The sequence below is a fragment of the Sebaldella sp. S0638 genome, assembly GCF_024158605.1.
Classification (GTDB): Bacteria; Fusobacteriota; Fusobacteriia; order Fusobacteriales; family Leptotrichiaceae; genus Sebaldella.
Genome location: NZ_JAMZGM010000006.1, coordinates 36277 through 55951, shown reverse-complemented (window position 1 = coordinate 55951; position 19675 = coordinate 36277). Strand labels below are relative to the sequence as shown.

Genomic DNA, 19675 nt, shown 5'->3' with positions numbered 1-19675 from the left:
TTATACTAAAAAAATGAAAAACCGAATAACAGTCTTCCATTTTTTATTTATTAAAATAAATCTTTATCTGCTAATTTTGCATCTTTTTCATGAAAAAATTCAAGAAGCTTTTCCACAGTGAGGTGTTTTTTCTCCTCACCTCTTATATCAAGTATAATATCACCGCTGTGTATCATTATCAGTCTGTTCCCATACTCTATGGCATCCTGAAGATTATGCGTTATCATAAGTGTTGTTATACTGTTTTTTTCTACAAGTTCTTTGGTTTTGTCCAGAATGATCTTTGAAGTCTTAGGATCCAAAGCAGCTGTATGCTCATCTAAAAGCAATACATCAGGATGATTAAGCGTTGACATTATCAATGACAGACACTGTCTCTGCCCACCTGACAGCAGTCCTACCTTTGTATCCAGTTGCTCTTCAAGTCCTAAATCAAGACTTGCAAGAATTTCTTTATAATAAGGAATATTTTTCTTGTCCAGACCAAGTGTAAGATTAAAGCTTTTTCCTTTATTCTTAGCCATTGACAAATTTTCTAATACAGTCATTGACGGTGAAGTTCCCTGTGAAGGATTCTGAAAAACCTGTGATATCCATTTTGCTCTTTTATGTCTGCTCACTTTAGTTATATTTCTGTCTCCCAAAATAACTTCTCCGGCATCTGGTATCACATTCCCGTTTATTACATTCAGTAATGTAGACTTTCCTGCTCCGTTACTTCCTATAATTGAAACAAAGTCGCCTTCATCAGCTACAAAATTGGTATCCTGAAAAACTTCTTTCTTTGTCCCGAGCTCACTTACAAATGTCTTGTATACATTTCTTAATTCTACCATTATTCTATCCTTTTGTTTTAAAAATTATTTTTAATTTTTTGTTGGAAAATGCCAGTATTATTACTACTATTAATGCTGTAATTAATTTCAGGTCTGTCGTTCTTATTTCAAGCATTTTTATAGCGCCGTCTGAAAAATGCAGTGCTTTATATAATGCCTTAAACCAGTCATTTGATCTAAGTGCTATATAAATAATAAACTGGTACAAAATCGCTCCTATTACTACTATAGAAGGATTGTTTATTATTTTATCCTTTTTCAGTACACCCTGCCCTATTATTATAGAAGCAAGACCTATTACCATAGTTCCTATTCCCATCTGCAGATCGGCAAATTTCAGATACTGCCCGTAAAGTGAACCTGATAACGCCACTAATCCGTTTGCCATCATTAATCCGAACATTTTCATGTTCTTTTCATTGACTCCCAGACCAACTACCAGATCTTCATTATCCCCTATGGCTCTTAGTGCAAAACCAAACTTAGTGTTCAGCAGATAATCAAGACATAATTTTATTATAAATACTATATCAGCAATTATCATCAGAGTTACATTCTGATTTTTCACAGTATAAGTCATAAGAATAATAAAGAGAACTATATATAGACAAGTGCTTATTATAAATGATCTCTTATCTTTCAGAGTTTTATCACATAAAAATTTTAAAATCAGGCATATTACAAGTATTATTACTAAAATATATAATTTATCATAACTAAACAAATTAAATATAGTCTTGTCCCCTGGAATATACACATTCGCTTTTCCTACTACTCTGGAGTTAACACTGTATAAAGCTGACATTGTAAGTATTCCTGCAAGAAGATTACTTATATTCAGTCTTACGTGCATTGCTCCTGTTGCCATCCCTGCCAGAGCTCCTGCTAAAAACGCAATAAACATTCCGAGTATGGGATTTATATCCTTTAATACTACAGCAGCCAGTACAAATGCCCCTAAAGGAAATGAACCGTCTACCGAAAGATCTGGAAAATCAAGAATTTTATATGTTAAATATATACCCATTACCATTATAGCCAATATCAGACCTTGTTCAAATACCGTTGTTAACCCTGCAAAAAAATTTAAAAGTCCTTCCATTACTTTTTTTCTCCTATCCTACTGTTATTCGTGATATTAATCAACGAATTTTACTTCATTTTTCAGCTTTTCAGGTAAAGTCAATCCTATAGCTTCCATAGTTTTTTTATTAAATACCAGATTTGTCGGCTTTAATGTAACTACTTTTAAGTCAGAAGGCGTTTTCCCGTCTTTTAGAATCTGAACTGCCAGCTTTCCTGCTTCCTTACCAAGCTCATAAAAATCTATTCCTTTTGTGTAAAGGGCACCGTTTGTTACTGACCCTTCATCTGTTGCTATTACTATTTTCTTTGCTGCAATTGCTCTCTCCACTACTGCCGGCATATTTGACACTACCAGATTATCTGTAGGGATATACAGGGCATCTGTTTTTGAAAGAAGATTATCCAGTGCCTGTGTCAGCTCACTTACTGATGTTACAGCCTGTTCTTCTACTTTTATTCCTTTTTCCGCTGCTATTTTCTTGATAAGTTCTACCTGTGTCACTGAATTCTGCTCTGAAGAATTATATAAAATTCCTATTGCTGTCGCATTGGGATTTAATTCTTTCAGTACATCAAGCTGTTCCGCCACATTGTCTACCCTGTCGCTGCTTCCTGTAACATTAGGTTTTGTCAGCCCTGCTGCTTCCGGATCAGTTACTGCCGTGAATACTATTGGTATAGTACCTGTTGCATTTACTGCTGCCTGTGTTGTCGGTGTAGCTATTGAAAATATCAGATCTACTTTATCAGTAACGAATTTATTTGCTATTGTATTTGCTATTGTAATGTCTCCCTGTGCATTCTGTTCCTCATATTCTACATCCATTCCAGCTTCTTTCAATGCATCTTTAAATCCTTCTCTTGACTGATCTAAAGCAGGATGCGATACTATCTGCGTTATACCTATTTTATACTTTTTTGCTCCATCTGTCTGAGCTGTTTCTGTTTTTGTCTCTGTATCTTTCTTTTCTTCCTTACTTCCACATGATATCAGTGAAAATAACATCATTATACATAATAAATATGACAGCTTTTTCATAGAACCTCCTAAATCATCTTAAAAAAATTATTTCGCTTTAGTCTCAATAAACTTAGCTTTACTCATAACATCATCAGGAAGTTTTATACCTAATTGTTCCAGTGTTTGTTTATTTACCGCTATCTCAGTCGTTTCCGCTATCTTATATGGTAAATCCGACGGTTTTTTCCCGTCTTTCAAAATTTCCACAGCCAGTTTTCCTGCTTCTTTCCCTAACTGGTAATAATCAATTCCTTTTGTTATGAATATTCCGTTTTCCAACATTCCTGATTCCGCTGCAAATGTTATCTTTTTAGCTGCATTTGCTTTTTCTGCAATTAATGCCGAACTTGATGAAATCAGATTATCTGTAGGAAGGTATAATGCATCCACTTGTGTAAGCATCTTGTCTATTGCCTGAGGCAGCTCATTTGCTGAACTTATCCCTTGTTCTACTATTTCAAAATTATACTTTCCTGCTATTTTCTTTATCTCTTCCAATTGTACTAATGAGTTTTCTTCTGAAGAATTATATAAAAATCCAATTTTCTTTGCATCCTTAGATATTTCTCTTAATAAGGCAAGCTGCTGTTCTATATCCACTTTATCACTGCTTCCTGTAACATTCGGCTTTACCAGCCCGGCTGCTTCAGGATCAGTTACTGCCGAAAATAAAATCGGAGTATCGCTTGTCGCATTTGACACTGCCTGTGCTGTTGGTGTAGCTATTGCAAATATAAGGTCTACTTTATCAGTAACGAATTTATTTGCTATTGTATTTGCTATTGTTACATCTCCCTGAGCGTTCTGTTCGTCAAATTCCGCTTTTATTCCTGCTTCTTTCAGTGCATCCTTGAACCCTTCTCTTGCTTTGTCCAGAGCCTGATGCGATACGATCTGAGTTATTCCTATCTTGTATACTTTATCATCTGCTTTTGCCTCAGTATTTGTATTGTCAGTTTCTGTTTTAGCTTCTTCTTTTTTATCTGCGCACCCTATTAATATCAGTGATAACATCATCACCAAAAACATTATTTTTTTCATTTGTTTCCTCCTACTATCCTACTATAATTTTTTATTCTTACTTATAAATACTATCAAAAATTGTGAATTAAGTCAATTATTAAGTCAGTTCCTTTTCCTCTTTAAATATCGGAACAGACCTGTGTGCAATGGAACTTATTACTTCATTAAACTGTAGTACTCCCACACTCAGAAATACCGCAACACTGAGATGCTCACCATCTCTTGCTATCCCTATCTTTCCTCCCACACTCAAACCGTTTATATTTGTTTCAATCTGGCTTATCGCTTCTCTCATGGCACCTATTACCGCCCCGTCATGAACATGGCTGTCTGTAATAAGACCATTTCTTTTAGCTGCCACCAATGCACTTTCTATGAATTTGAATCTGGAATCAGGCATTTTTCCGCCTATGTCCACTGCGGCCACTTTTATATTTTTCTTTTTGAAGTCTTCCATATACTTCTTTTCCTCTTCTCTTGAGGAAATGGCCATTTTCAGTGCTACTCTGCAGACCTGTACGCTTTTATTATCATTAAATCCCATGTTTCCTCCTGTTTTGTTTTCTGCTGGGAATATTATTTCAGATATTCCAGCAGATATAACACTCCCTCAATGTACCCTTCCTTACCTTTACCGCATATCTGCTTTATACATGCCGGTGCAGTTACAGATGTTTTTCTGAATTCTTCCCTGTTGTGAATATCGCTCATATGAACCTCCACAGCTGGAATCGAAACAGCTTTCAGCGCGTCATAAATCGCATAGCTGTAATGAGTATAAGCTCCGGGATTTATTATTATTCCGTCTACTTTGTCATAATAAGCTTTCTGCAGGAAATCTATAATTTCCCCCTCGCTGTTTGACTGTTTTACTTCTATACTCTCTACAAGTTTTCCGCTTACGTCCTTAATATATTCCACGAGTTCCTTATATGTCTCAGAACCATAAACTCCCTTTTCACGTATTCCCAAAAAATTCAAATTAGGCCCGTTTACCACTAAAAATTTCATTCTCCCACCTCATTTATAATCTTTATTATTGTTTCTATTACCTGTTCGAGAGAAGTGTTATTTCTTACAATATAGTCAGCATAACCTTCATATAAATGATATCTCTCCCCATATAACTTTTCAATATTGGCAATATCCTGAAGCAGAGGTCTTAATGTATGATCTTCTTTTGCTATCTCTTCCGGTTCCCTGTCCAGAAATATAACAATACCGTTTTTTTTCAGATTTTCTATGTTTTTTTCTCTTTTTATCACTCCTCCGCCTGTGGAAATAATAATCCCGTCTTTATCGGAAAGCTCATTTGTGTATTTTTCTTCCAGATCTCTGAAATACTCCTCTCCAAATTCAGAAAAAATATCTTTTATCAGTCTTCCTTCTTTTTCCTCAAGATAAATATCCACATCATACTTTTCCATTTCCAGCTTTTCAGCGAGTAATTCTGATATTGTGGTCTTGCCTGAAGCCGGCATACCAATTAATACTATATTTTTCATTATTCTCCTTAAAAAATAACATAAATTTGCTGATTCTTTTTCTTAATGCTAAACAATATCCAGCCACACTTTAGTATTAGGAGCCGGAAATTCAGAATCAAGAGCATTGATTTCCTCTTTTGAAAGAAAAATCCCTCCTGTTTCTGCATTTTCATATATATGATTTTCCTGCACAGCTTTCGGAATAGAAATAATATCCTTTTCTCTGACAGTCCACGCAAGTAATACCTGCACTTCACTGATTCCCCTTTTTTCTGCTATTTTTTCACCGTCTTATTTCCTAAAAGTTCCTCTCTAAGCACACCGCCTTGCGCAACAGGGCAGTAAGCCATTACTGGAAGTCCTTTTCCCCTGCACCACGGAAGCAGATCATATTCAATCCCGCGTGATCCTAAATGATACAAAACCTGATTAACTGCACAGTTTGATCCTTTGGGTATTTTCCATAACTCTTCCATATCTTTTACATCAAAGTTCGAAACTCCCCATCTCTTTATTTTCCCATCTTTTACAAGCTGTTCCATTACATCCACAGTTTCATGAAGAGGAACTGAACCCCTCCAATGAAGCAGATATAAATCAATATAATCTGTACCAAGTCTTTTCAGAGAATTTTCACATGAGAGAACCGCTCTTTTTTTATCGGCATTTTGGGGATAAACCTTTGAAACAACAAAAACTTTATCTCTTATTCCTTTTACTGCTTCGCCTGTTATTTCTTCCGCTCCGCCGCTGCCGTACATTTCTGCCGTGTCTATAAGTGTCATTCCCAGATCAATTCCTAATCTGAGAACTTTTACTTCTTTTAATTTTTCCGAATGCTTTTCGCCCATACGCCATGTTCCCTGACCTATTGCATTTACCTGCCCGCCGTCTCTCAAAATTACATTTCTTGCAAAATTATCTTTTTTTATTTTATCAGTATTTTCCATGTTTAATACCTCATTTCACCATATTCCCGGTTTTTTCACATACCAAACATTATTTATCAAACTTTTTTTATAAACTGTTTATTTAGAGCCGAGTATTCATAATCATGGGTTTTCAGCCTTTTTTCCAGCTCTTCTTTTTTTATATCATAATAACTGCATAAATCTCAAGATCGTCGAATTCATCTCTTAATTTCATATTTACTATACTTAACAATATATTTATATCTGTTTTTTCTACATCCAGCTTCATATTTTCTCCTTAATGCCTGTATGAAAAGTTAAAAAACCTGTTTCAGTATATTTTTATTTATATCATATTCTTTGTTTTCAGCCTTAAAAAGAGTTTTTACCTTTACTATACCCGTTTCACCTTCAGCCAGCTCCACAAAATCACCTTTTGAAACTTCCAGCTCTTTAAACGGAGCAACTATAATTTCATATATTGATGTATAAAAACCTTTCACATATTCAATATCATATACATAATAGAAATCTGTTTCAATTTCTTTTATTTTCTTATAATCTTCAGTATCTCTCAAAAAGAAAATTTTTGAACCCATTCCTATATCTATTCCAAATAATGTTTTCTTTTCATTTTTCAATGCTTTATTTATTAATGAAAGAACTATATCTATCAGGAGTTCCTCATATGACTCTTCTTTTCCTTCAAGACTTTCCCAGTTAATATTCTCCAGATTTATACCTTCATCATCCAAAAGTTTTTTAAATCCTTTTACATAACCAGTTGCCAGATTTTCATAATAATAAGAATCTGTATTTTTTTGAAGATAAAAATAAATAAATTCAGTAAAAGTCATATTTTCTACATCAGTAATTCCTAATACTTTTTCCATTGCTTCTTTTTTATTACTGAAAAATTCTTCTTTGATTTTTTCATAAATTTTATATCCTTCCGGAATAAGTATCTGTATCATACTGTCCAGTTCCCCGTACTCATCTGCTCCTATTTCTTTTGCAAGCATATAATCCAGATCATTTTGTATTCTTTCATATAACCCTTCTGAATCTTCAAAGAGTCTTTCATTATTTTCCTCAGCCAGTTCTTTTAATTTTTCATTTATTTCAGCACTTTCATCTAAAGATGTATCTTTTCCGGAAATTTTCTTAAACATTTTTTTGCTCCAATCTGTGAATTTTTATGAGATTCCAAAAATTTTATCCTGCTTCTGCTTAAAACAGCAATATCTGCCAGTAGCAAAATATTCACAATCAGTCATATTTCAGTTTAATGCGTAAATATGACGAAGATCACGAAATTATCTCATAATCAATATTATTATTTTTTATTTTACCTTTTATTGTATCTTCACAACTAACAGTTTCTATTTCAAGTTCTGTTTCTGTTTCATCATTTACAAAAAATACAGTATCTTTCAAAATTTCCTTTATAGTTCCATTTTCCTGAACCACAGACAGTTTGTGATTGCTGATTCCTGCTTTCAGCTTTCTGCCCAACCCGTTATACTTATAATCATCCACATCTGCTGCCCAGAAATTTATTATTTTCTCGTCTTCTGTTATTGATCCTGTTTTTGCCATAAATATATGATATGTGTCGCTGTTGTCATTTATAAAATAAAGTGAGTAGCCTCTTTCTTTCAGTTCAGTATCTATTAATTTCAGTTTTATCAGCAGAAAATCCGAATCATATACACAGATTTCATCTTCATTAATTCTCTTACGAAGGTTTATCAGATTATCAAAATGTATCATCTCTTCACCTTTTGCCATAAGATTGTTACTTACGAACTTCTCTATGTCACCTTCGCTGTCCTCGCCTTTCCAGTCCACAGACAGCAAATACCCTTTACTTTCCAGATACATTAAAGCAAGCTCTGAAAAATATGTATTAAATAAGTCTATCTCAAACTCTTCTGGTGTATCATATGTATGATGTTTTAATATTGTACTTCTTATTTCTACATTTATGTTTTTCAGATTTCTGTTGTTATATTCGTCAATAAATTTGTATAGAGTGTCTCCTCTGTTTCCAACAATTGCTTTTATTAATTTTTTATATTTGATTATCTCTATTTTTGTAATTGTTATTTTGTTTTCTTCTTCTTTTGATATAGGCTTTTTAAAAAAATTAAACATTGTCTCCCTCTTATTTATACAAAATTTTTCTTACATCTTCATATATTTCTTTTATGACTTTTTCATCAGCTTTCATATTATTCCATATTTCTTCTGATCTCACTGCCTGTACTACGAGCATCATCAGACCGTTTATTGTTTTTACACCCATTGAAGCATACTTTTCCATCAGGGCAGTTTCTTCGGGATTATAAATAACATCTATCAGATATTTTACAGGAATGAAACTGTCATTTGCAAGGGGAAGATTATCCACCTGAGGATACATACCCACTGGTGTACAATTTATTATTCCTTCTATATTTTTAAGATTCTTAACATCTACATAATTTATTATGTTATCTTTGTTTCTTATCTTGAATCTGTCATCTTTCTCTATAGAAGTAAGATAGACAGTATCCACATTTAAAGCTGTCAATGTCCCGTAAATAGCCTTTGCTGCTCCTCCGGTACCAAGTATAAGTATTTTTTTTCCTTCTACTTCCAGATTATTTACCTTTAATGTTTCCAAAAAACCGTAATAATCTGTATTATACCCTCCCAGCTTGCCGTCTTTCAGTGCTATTGTATTTACCGCACCTATAGCTGTAGCTTCCTTTGAAAGTGTGTCGAGATATTTCATTACTTCTACTTTATAAGGTATTGTTACATTCAGACCTTTCAGCTTTCCTTCTCTTATTTCATTCAGCAGTTCTTTTATGTCCTCTGCTTTTCTTTCATATAATTCATATTTTCCATTTATTCCTGCTTTCTGAAAAAATAAATTATGAATTGTCTCAGAAAAACTATGTCCCAGATGTTCGCCCAGTAATCCGAATTTTTCCATATTTTCTCCTCCTTAAATCTTTTTCAGTTTATTTCAAGCTTTGCAGCAATTCCAGCTCATCCGGCGTAAGCTCTCTGTATTCGCCAAGTTCAAGACTCTCATCCAGTTCAAGATTACCCATACTGACACGTTTCAGGTAAAGTACCCTGTTTCCCACACATTTAAACATACGTTTTACCTGATGGTACTTTCCTTCTGAAATTATTATATATACTTTGTCCTCGGTAATAAACTCTATTTTGGCAGGTTTCGTGGTAAATGTTTCCAGTTCCACGCCATTTTCCAGAATTCTTGCTTCTTCCTCAGAAAGAGGCTTTTTCAATTCCACATAATATCTTTTCGGAACATGCTTTTTGGGTGACAAAAGCTCATGAGCCATTTTCCCGTCATTAGTAAGCACCAAAAGCCCTTCGGTATCTTTATCAAGTCTTCCCACAGGAAAAAGCCCCACTTTAGTAAGAGACTCCTCAAGAAGATCAAGCACAGTTCTGTGTCTTTCATCGTCAGTTGCCGATATCACATCCTGAGGTTTATTAAGCATTATATATAAAAATTCCTTGTACTCAATTCGCTCCCCGTCAAAAGTAACAATATCGTTATCTTCATCAATATGCATTTTGGCCTCTGTTATGATCTCGCCGTTTACACTTATCCTTTTTTTCTTTAGAAGTTCTTTTACTTCCTTTCTTGTTCCAATACCTGAATTCGCCAGTAATTTATCAATTCTCATTATTTCACCGTTCTCCGTAATTTATATTTTTATGTCTGATCTGTAATTCCCCAGTATTTTCATATAACTCATCTGGGCTTTTATATTTTCAAAAGCTCTTATTACATTCTCATCATTCAGATTACCCTCAAAGTCTATATAAAAATAGTATTCCCATGTTTTATAAGGAATAGGTCTTGATTTTATACTTACCATATTCAGATTTTCTTTTGAAAAAATCTCAATCAGTTTAAATAATGACCCGGCTTTATGTTCTGTTACTGCAACTATACTTATTTTATTACTCTTTTCAGAAATTTTCAGTGTTTTGCTTATTATTACAAATCTTGTATAATTTTCCTGATTATTGTTAATCCCTTCTGCTAATAATTCAAGACCATATATATTCTGTGTTTTGATATTAGCAATACAGGCATTTTCGTTATTATTTTCCTTTTTTATAAATTCTGCTGCTATGGCAGTATTGCTGCATGCCAGAGCATTCCAGCCCGAGTGTTCTTTAAGAAACTTTGAACACTGCATTAGAGCCTGTTCATGAGAATAAACATTTTTTATGTCTTCCAGTGTGCTTCCCTTTATTCCCAACAAATTCTGCTTTATTTTATGTGATATTTCTCCTACTATATAAATGTCTTTTTCTTTTATCAGATCTATGCTGTCCCTTACCTCACCTGTGGAAGAATTTTCGATAGGGATCACTCCGTAATCTATATCGCCGTTTGCTACAGCTTCTGCTACTTCTTCATGAGTATTGTATTTTTTTATTTCGGGATGCTTCTCACCTACGAGATTCAGGAGTACCTCATGTCCAAATGATCCGGGAACACCTGTATATCCCATTATTTTCCCTGTAAAATCTGCATTAAAATCATTGTCTTTTATTTCAAATATCTTAGATTCCTGATATTCCTTACTTACACTCATTATGTCATTAAACATTTTTTCTATATATTTTTTCAATTTCTCGTTTTTTACTCTGTCAGTATTCTTTTTTATTACTTCTTCTTCTCTTTTGGCATCAAATATTTTCATATTATTAGCCATTTTATAGCTGATTACATCTTCTACTATAACCATTCTCTCTTCAAGAAGCCTTACCAGTTCTTTATCTATATTGTCTATTCTGGTTCTGATCTCTCCTAAATCTAATTCCGGCATTTTCCTAACTCCCTTTTCTGTATTTATCTCTTAATTATATAACAATATGATATTTTTAACAAATGTTTTGTGAAATTAATTATATAATTTTTATATGGTCGGAATATATAATTTTGCCTTTTAAGCCCTTTTTTTCAAATATTAAACTTCTGTATCACAATAAAAAAATATATCAGAATTTTCACTGATATTATTTTGGGTTATTGCGTTTTACAATTATATATCTCTGATACTTTTTTTCTGTTTCGCTGAAGAAATACCTCTATATACCGATATGCTTCATTTTTCTGATATAATTTACTGAAAACAGTTATTTATATTTAGCTTGAAAATTCTAGATTTCGATTCAGTTTTTTTATTATATGAGTATTTCTCTAAATTGTTCTTCCTTTCCTGCCAAATGATAAAAAAACGTACCCTAAAAGAAACACCTCTACACCTTGACATATTTAAGTTTTATGATATAATTATAATGGAAACGGTTATTTATATTTAAATTTGGTGAAAAAACTCTGGACTATGGTTCAGTTTTTTTTATTATATGAGTATTTCTTTAAATTGTTCCTCCTTTCCTATCAAATGATAAAAAAAACGTACCCTAAAAGAAACACCTCTAGCCCTTGACATATTTAAGTTTTATGATATAATTTCATTAAGAATAATTTTGTATATTTAAATCTGGTGAAAAAACTCTGGACTACGGTTCAGTTTTTTTTATATAATAATTTAATGACTTCACCAAAGTCAAAATATAAATAGCTGGGGGATTACAATGCTTAAAGTGATTTTGATAATTCTTTTTTTGATTATCACAAGAATACTTTATTAAAAGTATTCCCCACCCCGTTTGGGGAATTCATTAAAAATTCATTATTTAATTTTATCATCTTCATTTTTAATCTCACTCACAAATCCGGCACTTATAATACCTGTAGGAATAGCAATTATTCCAATTCCGATAATTGCCACAAAAGAAGCAAGTATTTTCCCCAAAACAGTAACAGGATATATATCACCGTACCCTATAGTTGTCAGTGTAGCAATTCCCCACCACATAGCCGCAGTAATATTAGGAAAAGCTTCAGGCTGTACCGGATTTTCCACATAGTACATCAAAATAGAAGAAATCAGTATAAGTATAAAACTAAAAACCAATGTTATCACCAACACCTCTTTTTCCTTTCGCAAAACACTTTTTATGGTGTTAAAAGATTTTGAGTATCTTCCGAGCTTAAATATTCTTGTTACTTTCCCTACTTTAAGTATTCTCAGAAACCTAAAGTCAATCTTCACCGCTAACGGCAGATAAAACGGCAATATTGAAACAATATCTATTATTCCCTCAAATGAAAATATAAACCTTATCACAGACCAAAAATCAGTTTTATTATACTTATATTTCGCAGTATAAATCCTTAATATGTATTCTACAGTAAAAATAATAACGGTAAACACTTCAAATATTTTGAAATAATATGAGTATGCCAAATAGATATTTTTATGAGACTCTAAAACTATTTGAAGTATACTGAAAATTACAAGTAAAAATATAAATATATCAAATACCCTGCTGGCTTTATTTGTCCCGTCATCTTTTTCTATTATCCGATATATCTCTTTTCTCCGTGTATTATCCATCTTCTTTTAACTCCTCCGGTTTTAAATATTTTTTCCATACAATCACCTTATTATACCATACGATTAATTTTAAAAATTAAATTTTTTCACATAAAAATCTTCTTTAAAAACTACACAATTCCTCCTTATTTATTATAAATATATTTTTTTTTTTAATTTGACTCTATGATTTGATTTAACTATAATAAAGGTTAAAAGGAGGGAATAAAATGAATTTTAAACAATTTGAAAAAACTGATGTTCCATTGTCAGTGACTATCAGTAAGACTCTTTTAGAGAGGATCAATACTATTGTAGAGCATGAAAGGGTAAATAAGAGCTGCGCCGTGAGAGTTTTGCTGGAAAAAGGGCTGGAATTTTATGAAAAAAAGCTAAAGGAATAAAACAACATAAGAGATTCACAAAAATACTGTTATTTAACATATTTTTTTATTAGAGCCTTTATTTCAGTTTATATTTTCATGCTATATAATATATTTTTAAATTATCATATAATTTATATATGAAATATGATAAAATGGATTTATTCCGAATTGGAATATAAAATCTCAAATATAAGGAGTGAGTAAAATGGCTTTGGAAATGTATCTAAATTTTAAAGGCAACTGCTACGAAGCAGTAAGTTTTTATTCTAAAGTATTCAAAACTGAAATGCAGAATATCATGTACTACTCTGATATGCCTGAAGATCCTGATTTTGTTGTTACCGATGAAGTAAAAAATATGGTGCTTCACACTTTTTTAAATATAAATGGTACTACGGTGATGTTTTCTGACTGTCCTCCGAATATTCCGCTGAAATTCGGTAACAATACTGCATTAGTCATAAATAAAGACAACACCGAAGAAATAAAAGAGCTCTTTGATGCTTTGAAAGACAGGGGAGTAGTTATAATGGACCTGCAGGAGACTTTCTGGAGTAAGCTTTACGGATTTGTAGAAGATAAATACGGTGTTTTATGGCACCTTATATATACTGGAAAATAATAAAATTATCTATATAACAAAACCGGCTAAATGCCGGTTTTTATTTTTAAGAACTGTTCTCTCCAAAAAAATTCTATAATCTAACTATGATAAGCACTCCACTGAATACTAATGCAAAAATTTAATTTCTAAATTTTTCATTTAAAGTTATTATATCTCATTGATTAATATTATATGTGTCAACTAAAGATTACTGTTCATCAGCACCTTCATCTGCTCCGGCGTCAGTATCATCGAAAGTCTGTCTCTGCTTTTTAAAATAGCCTGTTTATGGGCTTCTTCTTTATCCTGCTGAGAGATGTTCATATTTTCTATTTTCTGAACTTCTGCCATATATTGATCTTGAATCAGTTTTATTTGCTGTTTTTGATCCTCGCTGAAATTCAAATTCTGAGAAGATGACACCGCAGTTTTTGTATTATCAGCTTTATTAATGGATGTTTTCGCAAATGCATTTACTGCTAACAGTGTCATCAGCGAAAACATAATCAAAATTCTTTTCATTTTCTACCTCCTGAAATGATTAGTACAATTATACTAAAAATTTCTTTGAGGTTTCTTTTTATGTTCTTTATTTTTTATATAAGTTAACTTTGTTATTTCGATACATAAACTTAAATCATTTTAGAAAAATTTCTTCAATGAAGATTTTTATATTTTTCAGAAATAATTATAAATACTGTATTTTTATTAAATATAAAGTTAGTTTTTCAATCTGCTGTTTCTCAATAAATCACATGCTTTTTTTCCAGTCTCAGCTTCTAATGTTGATGCCGGCTCAAACTCTTCAGATTCTATATCAGTTGTTTTCATAATTTTCAGCAGTTTCCCGTTTAAATCGTAAGTATACACAATACTTTTAGATTCCTCATCATTTTCTTCATCATCTGAATTTTTTGTATACATAGTTAGTTTTCCAGTAATATCATAAGTACATTCATTTTTAGTCACAGTATTTTCAATTTCTGAAACAGAAGAAATTACATCATTATCATATGTAATTATATGTATTCCTGTTGAATTTTCTCCAAAATCTTCCTGATAAATAAGTTCTCCCTTTTTATTATATAGTTTATAAATTCTTATTATTTCCCAATTTCCCCCTATATTAGTCTCGCTGTTTAAATTTTTATTCTGATGGTACATTTGGTATTTTACAGGATTTCCATTCTCAATATATACTTTCATTTCTCTTGTATCTTCATCCAACTGAAAGTTTACTGTTCCGTTAAATCGTCTTTTTTTCTCTCTGTCCATAACAGGAAACTGAAGACTCATAAATTCTTCTGATGTCACATATATTTCATCCGGCTTGCTAATCTCCATATTTGCTAAAAATATAGCAGACAAACAAGGCAGTAATATACTAACAAACACCATCAATATGGAAAACTTAACCTCTTTTTTTCTATTCTTTATACTTAAATCACCATCAGTAAGAAAAATGTAAAAATTTGCATTTAATAATGTAGAAAACGGATATATAATACTTGTTATAATCGTTAAATAAATCATATTTTTTCTCATTATTTCACTCAGAAAATAATAAGTTCTAACCCTGATAATAAATGGAGGTACTATTAACATTATCAGTATTGGAAAGATAGATACTAAAAATATCATCCAGAAATATTTTTTTTTATTGCCGTCCATCATTGTCTCACTTTTTTTCAGGCATTCTTTAGCTGTTAATTCCGGATTTTCTAAAAAAAGAAATATTGACTGTGAATATGCTATCATTTTCATAAAACCAGGTACCACTAATAAAAATGTCCATAGAAAGCAATATAAATTCTCTAAAAATTCCAATGCTATCAATCTCTTTGGATTTTGAACAAACCCTTTAAATAAACTTTTTGCTACCTTCACTTCTTCTTTTCTTGCTATTTTCAAACAAAAGTAAGTACCGCCTACTTGAAAAAGAATTAACAACGGTGCTACTGTTAACCCCCGAATTATCCCCCCGAATTCAATAAACGATTCTAACATCGTCCAGATTAATATATAGCCGGAGATAATCAATAACCTCATCCAATTTTTTCTGTAATCATAAGCTGATTTCAAAAATACTTTCTTCAATTCCACCATAGTAATTCCAGACTCCTTGTATAATAATATTAAGTTAATCGAATCAGCCATAATTTATTTTATTAATAAAAATCATTGTTCAGTATCCACATTAACAACAATATTAATACTAAAAAAATAAGTTATAACATCAATTTAAAATTCCAAAATTACCGTTTATCCAGCAATTTTTAACTCTGGTTCTTCCTGTATCTCTTCTGCTCTGTCTTTCACAATTGCAATATATATATTTGCCCGAAATAAATTATATATCGGAAAAAAAATAAACCCAGCTATAGAAAAAATCAATTCTCCGGCATAATCCCCTATAAAATAAATATTCTCAATTTGCTCAGTAAGTGATATTAAAGGCAGTATAAACAGTATAAATATAATCCCAAGTAGAAACTCTATCTTGAAGTAACTTGTTTTGTATCCATTCATTAGTTCATCACTTTCTTTTAGACATTCACTTACTTTCAAATATGGTTTTTCCAAAAAAATATAAAAAATCTGTGAATAAGCTATCCGTTTCACAACACCCGGAATTACGAGAGCCAATCCCCATAAAAATACAATCCATCTGTGCAAAATTTCAATTAACAATAATTTCCCTATTTTCTTTGAAAAACCTATAAATAAATCACTAAATCTTATTTTCTCATCTTTTGCTATTTTAAAACATGAAGAAATTACTCCGATCTGTATAATAATATAAAAGATAGAAAGCAAAAAAGAAATTATACTTCCTAACTCTTTTGTAATTATTAGTACGTAAAAAAATATAAAAAAGAGAATCATACTATAAAACGAAATTCCTAACAAAGATAAGCACCTTTTTCTGTAATCTCTCCATGTTTTCAAACATATTTCCCCAAATTCCATATCCACACTCCTTTTAAAATTTTGTATAAATTATATTATTGTTTCAATATTGATAAAATAATTCCGCAACTGGAATGATATTTACTATAATACACATCAACAAACTGATTATTAATACTCCAAATATAAACCATTTATCTTTCCCATTTTCTTCATCATTTAATTTTACATCCCCGTCTGTAAGGCTAACATAAAAATTAGCAGAAAGCAGTGTATAGAAAGGATAAAAAAACATAATCCCCATTCCCGCATAACTTGTTTTACTCAAGTAATTAAGAGCCTGATCTGAATTTATAAACACTGCCGTAATTATAGATAAGAATACCATTATCAAAACAGGTAACACAAAAACCCAGCCATACATGAAAAAATACATCTCCTTTTCCCCCTCCATGAGATACTCACTTTTCCCTATACATTCTTTTCCGGATAAACCGGGATTTTCAAGAAAGACATAATTAGCCTGTGAATAAGCAATTCCTTTTACTATCCCGGGTATTATCAGTAATAAACTCCATAGTATCTTAAAAAGCTCTATCAAAAAATTCATAACCAGTAGTTTCCCGGTATCTTCAGTTATTCCTTTTAATACTGCTTCTATTATCCCAGCCTTCTCACCTCTTGCTATTTTCAGGCAATAGTAATTCCCGCCTATTGTAAGAAATACATATAAAGGTGTAAGAAACAATAAATTAATCAGCCCATTGCCTATATACTGTGCTGTACATAAATATATATATAACCAGAATACTGTATACAAAGTAATAATCAACAGCCCTTTCCAATTTCTCCTGTAATCGCCTGCCGACTTCAAAAATATTTTCTTTAATTTCGTCATAAACCCACAATTCCTTTAAAATTTTATTTAAATATACCATAAAACAGTCAAACAGGTCAATTATTTTTCTCAATAAATAAAGTATTTCATCAAAATTTTATAACTATAATATTAATTAATATTTTCAAAACATAATAAATTATTTAATTAAATATAACTATTATCAGCAATAAACATTATAATTTCTAATTATTCCCGTATTTTTAAAATTTCCATTTAAAAAACATCTATTAATGCACTATATTTTTATAATGCATCACATTAGATCAAAAGCATTGTATTTATTGATATATATTATATTTTTATTATAGGTGTTTCAAATATATATCCTTAAATTCACGAAATAAATTGACATCTTTTTTTCAATGTGTTATATTATTTTCAAATAATGCATCACATTAAAATCGAAAGTAGGTGAGTTCTATAAAATTTACATCTCGACAAAAGGAAATAATTAAAATTGTAGAGAAACATCAGCCTGTTACCGGCGAAGAGATAGCACAGATCCTTAAAATGAATAAATCTACATTACGACTGGATTTTTCCGTATTAACTAAGTTTAATATCCTTATAGCAAAACCTAAAATCGGTTATTCTCTGGCAGGCAGCCACTTTCACTATTTTTCAAAAGAAGAGATAAAAGAGCAGGATATCTCCGAAGTCATGGAAGTCCCTACACTTATAAACCACGATATGAACATTAAAGATGCAATAATTAATTTATTTATGTACAATACAGATATTTTGTACACAGTGGAAAATAATTCACTTGTGGGTGTAGTTACTAAAAAAGACCTTTTAAAAATAAGTATAAACGGAAAAGATCTGGAAAAAATTCCGGTTAGTCTGGTTATGACCAGAATGCCCAATGTTATTTATCTGTATTCTAAGTCATCTATCTATGACGGCATCCAAAAACTGAATTATCACCAGATTGATAATATACCTATCGTACAGAGCATGGAAGAAAACGGCAGAAATATTCTGAAAGTCATAGGACAGTTTTCTAAAACCACAGCCTGCAATTTATTTTTTGAATTACTCGACAAATAGGAGGAAGCATGGAAAAAATATATATTTACTCTATCTCGGATTCAGTCGGTGAAACATCTGAATCGTTGATAAAAGCTGCTTTATGTCAGTTTAATTATAATAATTACGAAATAAAAAAATATTCGTTTGTCAGTACTCTTGATGAACTAAAAAATATACTTGAAGAAAGCAAAACTCATAAATCCATATTTTTTTACACACTAGTGGAAACAGAACTTGTTAACTATATAAAAGAATTCTCACGAAACTATGAGATAAAAAATGTGGATTTACTTTCAGAAGCATTAAATTCTATAGCCGGTATCCTCAATCAAGAACCTAAAAGAGAACCCGGTATACTGAGAAGACTTAATATGAGCTATTTTAACAGAATTGAAGCTGTAGAATTCGCAGTAAAATATGATGACGGAAAAGATCCGAGAGGTTTTCTTCTCGCTGATATAATACTTCTGGGAATTTCCAGAACCAGCAAGACACCGCTTAGCCTGTATCTTGCCAACAAAAATTATAAAGTGGCAAATTTTCCTATAGTCCCTAATGTTCCAATACCAAAGGAACTTATTAAGGCATCACCGGAAAAGATTTTCGGACTTACTATCTCCATGGATAAGGTTCACGCCATAAGACGTGAAAGACTAAAAACTTTAGGTTTTACTTCTCATTCCTCTTATTCTGACAAGGAATCAATACTTGAAGAAATCGAGTATGCAAATGAAGTTATCAGAAAAATAGGATGTCCTGTTATTGATGTATCAAATAAGGCCATTGAAGAAACCGGAGATGTAATTTTGAGTTATATAAATAAGGAAGACTAAAATATTTCTAAGCTTGGATTATCTTTAAGTTTTCAGACAGGAAGATGTTTTTTGGCAATACAGTATCAGCGCTCTATTATTTGATTTACCTTTAATGAGCTAAAAATACTGGCATTGTCCGGGTATATATTATTTTTATTCTAACTAGGAGGTTTAA

At 31.6% G+C, this 19675-nt stretch carries 23 protein-coding genes and 1 pseudogene; 4 read left to right on the top strand and 20 right to left on the bottom strand.

Translation table 11 applies throughout. From position 1 onward, the window contains the following. Positions 1–50: 50 nt before the first annotated feature. The 16 genes and pseudogenes from NK213_RS03365 to NK213_RS03285 form a co-directional block, all read right to left on the bottom strand. The gene (locus NK213_RS03365; protein WP_253346676.1) at positions 51–836 is read right to left on the bottom strand and encodes an ABC transporter ATP-binding protein; all 786 of its coding nucleotides are present in this window, start codon (positions 834–836) and stop codon (positions 51–53) included. 4 nt (positions 837–840) lie between these two features. Next, complete coding sequence (locus tag NK213_RS03360) at positions 841–1938, bottom strand: ABC transporter permease (protein ID WP_253346675.1); 1098 nt, start codon at positions 1936–1938, stop codon at positions 841–843. Between the two features lie 36 nt (positions 1939–1974). Continuing rightward, positions 1975–2961 (bottom strand): ABC transporter substrate-binding protein, encoded by a 987-nt coding sequence (locus NK213_RS03355; RefSeq protein WP_253346674.1) that lies wholly within the window; start codon positions 2959–2961, stop codon positions 1975–1977. Positions 2962–2988: 27 nt separating this feature from the next. After that, positions 2989–3984, bottom strand: coding sequence for an ABC transporter substrate-binding protein (locus NK213_RS03350; protein WP_253346673.1), 996 nt, complete (start codon positions 3982–3984; stop codon positions 2989–2991). A 79-nt stretch (positions 3985–4063) separates the two neighbouring features. Beyond that, entirely contained in the window at positions 4064–4510 is a 447-nt protein-coding gene (locus NK213_RS03345; RefSeq protein WP_253346671.1) for a HutP family protein, read from the bottom strand. Between the two features lie 32 nt (positions 4511–4542). Next, a complete protein-coding gene (gene aroQ, locus NK213_RS03340) occupies positions 4543–4977 on the bottom strand; it encodes a type II 3-dehydroquinate dehydratase (RefSeq protein ID WP_253346669.1) in 435 nt (144 codons plus the stop codon). Then, a complete protein-coding gene (locus NK213_RS03335; RefSeq protein WP_253346667.1) occupies positions 4974–5471 on the bottom strand; it encodes a shikimate kinase in 498 nt (165 codons plus the stop codon). The genes aroQ and NK213_RS03335 overlap by 4 nt, the downstream gene beginning before the upstream one ends. A 48-nt stretch (positions 5472–5519) precedes the next feature. Beyond that, positions 5520–5705, bottom strand: coding sequence for a hypothetical protein (locus NK213_RS03330; protein WP_253346665.1), 186 nt, complete (start codon positions 5703–5705; stop codon positions 5520–5522). Between the two features lie 23 nt (positions 5706–5728). Next, the gene (locus tag NK213_RS03325; RefSeq protein WP_253346663.1) at positions 5729–6403 is read right to left on the bottom strand and encodes an aldo/keto reductase; all 675 of its coding nucleotides are present in this window, start codon (positions 6401–6403) and stop codon (positions 5729–5731) included. Positions 6404–6459: 56 nt separating this feature from the next. After that, positions 6460–6599: pseudogene (locus NK213_RS20585) on the bottom strand (DUF4250 domain-containing protein). Positions 6600–6681: 82 nt separating this feature from the next. Further along, positions 6682–7536: a hypothetical protein gene (locus NK213_RS03310; protein WP_253346661.1), complete on the bottom strand. Its 855-nt coding sequence runs from the start codon at positions 7534–7536 to the stop codon at positions 6682–6684. A gap of 136 nt (positions 7537–7672) precedes the next feature. Beyond that, positions 7673–8521, bottom strand: coding sequence for a hypothetical protein (locus NK213_RS03305; protein WP_253346659.1), 849 nt, complete (start codon positions 8519–8521; stop codon positions 7673–7675). A gap of 10 nt (positions 8522–8531) precedes the next feature. Next, positions 8532–9347 carry a shikimate dehydrogenase gene (aroE, locus tag NK213_RS03300; RefSeq protein ID WP_253346658.1) on the bottom strand — a complete coding sequence of 272 codons (816 nt, stop codon included), beginning with the start codon at positions 9345–9347 and terminating at the stop codon, positions 8532–8534. 28 nt (positions 9348–9375) lie between these two features. Next, entirely contained in the window at positions 9376–10077 is a 702-nt protein-coding gene (locus NK213_RS03295; RefSeq protein WP_253346656.1) for a pseudouridine synthase, read from the bottom strand. A gap of 21 nt (positions 10078–10098) precedes the next feature. Next, on the bottom strand, positions 10099–11235 hold the full coding sequence (locus NK213_RS03290; RefSeq protein ID WP_253346654.1) for a chorismate mutase: 1137 nt from the start codon (positions 11233–11235) through the stop codon (positions 10099–10101). 870 nt (positions 11236–12105) lie between these two features. Continuing rightward, on the bottom strand, positions 12106–12873 hold the full coding sequence (locus tag NK213_RS03285; RefSeq protein ID WP_253346652.1) for an ion transporter: 768 nt from the start codon (positions 12871–12873) through the stop codon (positions 12106–12108). A 209-nt stretch (positions 12874–13082) separates the two neighbouring features. Here NK213_RS03285 and NK213_RS03280 point away from each other — a divergent pair, with 209 nt between their 5' ends. Beyond that, a complete protein-coding gene (locus NK213_RS03280; RefSeq protein WP_253346650.1) occupies positions 13083–13256 on the top strand; it encodes a hypothetical protein in 174 nt (57 codons plus the stop codon). Positions 13257–13443: 187 nt separating this feature from the next. Continuing rightward, positions 13444–13860 (top strand): VOC family protein, encoded by a 417-nt coding sequence (locus NK213_RS03275; protein WP_253346648.1) that lies wholly within the window; start codon positions 13444–13446, stop codon positions 13858–13860. 183 nt (positions 13861–14043) lie between these two features. Here NK213_RS03275 and NK213_RS03270 read toward each other — a convergent pair whose 3' ends face one another. The 4 genes from NK213_RS03270 to NK213_RS03255 form a co-directional block, all read right to left on the bottom strand. After that, a complete protein-coding gene (locus NK213_RS03270; protein WP_253346646.1) occupies positions 14044–14364 on the bottom strand; it encodes a hypothetical protein in 321 nt (106 codons plus the stop codon). A 198-nt stretch (positions 14365–14562) separates the two neighbouring features. Then, positions 14563–15948, bottom strand: a complete 1386-nt coding sequence (locus NK213_RS03265) for a DUF975 family protein (RefSeq protein WP_253346644.1) — start codon at positions 15946–15948, stop codon at positions 14563–14565. A gap of 156 nt (positions 15949–16104) precedes the next feature. Beyond that, positions 16105–16812: a hypothetical protein gene (locus NK213_RS03260; RefSeq protein WP_253346642.1), complete on the bottom strand. Its 708-nt coding sequence runs from the start codon at positions 16810–16812 to the stop codon at positions 16105–16107. 43 nt (positions 16813–16855) lie between these two features. Then, on the bottom strand, positions 16856–17650 hold the full coding sequence (locus NK213_RS03255) for a DUF975 family protein (RefSeq protein ID WP_253346640.1): 795 nt from the start codon (positions 17648–17650) through the stop codon (positions 16856–16858). Between the two features lie 414 nt (positions 17651–18064). Here NK213_RS03255 and NK213_RS03250 point away from each other — a divergent pair, with 414 nt between their 5' ends. Further along, positions 18065–18703, top strand: a complete 639-nt coding sequence (locus NK213_RS03250) for a CBS domain-containing protein (RefSeq protein WP_253346638.1) — start codon at positions 18065–18067, stop codon at positions 18701–18703. Between the two features lie 8 nt (positions 18704–18711). After that, a complete protein-coding gene (locus tag NK213_RS03245) occupies positions 18712–19518 on the top strand; it encodes a pyruvate, water dikinase regulatory protein (protein WP_253346637.1) in 807 nt (268 codons plus the stop codon). Positions 19519–19675: the final 157 nt, after the last annotated feature.

Coding starts and splice junctions, on each gene's coding strand:
- NK213_RS03365 (WP_253346676.1), bottom strand. CDS start 836: ATGGTAGAATTAAGAAATGTATACAAGACATTTGTAAGTGAGCTCGGG.
- NK213_RS03360 (WP_253346675.1), bottom strand. CDS start 1,938: ATGGAAGGACTTTTAAATTTTTTTGCAGGGTTAACAACGGTATTTGAA.
- NK213_RS03355 (WP_253346674.1), bottom strand. CDS start 2,961: ATGAAAAAGCTGTCATATTTATTATGTATAATGATGTTATTTTCACTG.
- NK213_RS03350 (WP_253346673.1), bottom strand. CDS start 3,984: ATGAAAAAAATAATGTTTTTGGTGATGATGTTATCACTGATATTAATA.
- NK213_RS03345 (WP_253346671.1), bottom strand. CDS start 4,510: ATGGGATTTAATGATAATAAAAGCGTACAGGTCTGCAGAGTAGCACTG.
- aroQ (WP_253346669.1), bottom strand. CDS start 4,977: ATGAAATTTTTAGTGGTAAACGGGCCTAATTTGAATTTTTTGGGAATA.
- NK213_RS03335 (WP_253346667.1), bottom strand. CDS start 5,471: ATGAAAAATATAGTATTAATTGGTATGCCGGCTTCAGGCAAGACCACA.
- NK213_RS03325 (WP_253346663.1), bottom strand. CDS start 6,403: ATGGAAAATACTGATAAAATAAAAAAAGATAATTTTGCAAGAAATGTA.
- NK213_RS03310 (WP_253346661.1), bottom strand. CDS start 7,536: ATGTTTAAGAAAATTTCCGGAAAAGATACATCTTTAGATGAAAGTGCT.
- NK213_RS03305 (WP_253346659.1), bottom strand. CDS start 8,521: ATGTTTAATTTTTTTAAAAAGCCTATATCAAAAGAAGAAGAAAACAAA.
- aroE (WP_253346658.1), bottom strand. CDS start 9,347: ATGGAAAAATTCGGATTACTGGGCGAACATCTGGGACATAGTTTTTCT.
- NK213_RS03295 (WP_253346656.1), bottom strand. CDS start 10,077: ATGAGAATTGATAAATTACTGGCGAATTCAGGTATTGGAACAAGAAAG.
- NK213_RS03290 (WP_253346654.1), bottom strand. CDS start 11,235: ATGCCGGAATTAGATTTAGGAGAGATCAGAACCAGAATAGACAATATA.
- NK213_RS03285 (WP_253346652.1), bottom strand. CDS start 12,873: ATGGATAATACACGGAGAAAAGAGATATATCGGATAATAGAAAAAGAT.
- NK213_RS03280 (WP_253346650.1), top strand. CDS start 13,083: ATGAATTTTAAACAATTTGAAAAAACTGATGTTCCATTGTCAGTGACT.
- NK213_RS03275 (WP_253346648.1), top strand. CDS start 13,444: ATGGCTTTGGAAATGTATCTAAATTTTAAAGGCAACTGCTACGAAGCA.
- NK213_RS03270 (WP_253346646.1), bottom strand. CDS start 14,364: ATGAAAAGAATTTTGATTATGTTTTCGCTGATGACACTGTTAGCAGTA.
- NK213_RS03265 (WP_253346644.1), bottom strand. CDS start 15,948: ATGGTGGAATTGAAGAAAGTATTTTTGAAATCAGCTTATGATTACAGA.
- NK213_RS03260 (WP_253346642.1), bottom strand. CDS start 16,812: ATGGAATTTGGGGAAATATGTTTGAAAACATGGAGAGATTACAGAAAA.
- NK213_RS03255 (WP_253346640.1), bottom strand. CDS start 17,650: ATGACGAAATTAAAGAAAATATTTTTGAAGTCGGCAGGCGATTACAGG.
- NK213_RS03245 (WP_253346637.1), top strand. CDS start 18,712: ATGGAAAAAATATATATTTACTCTATCTCGGATTCAGTCGGTGAAACA.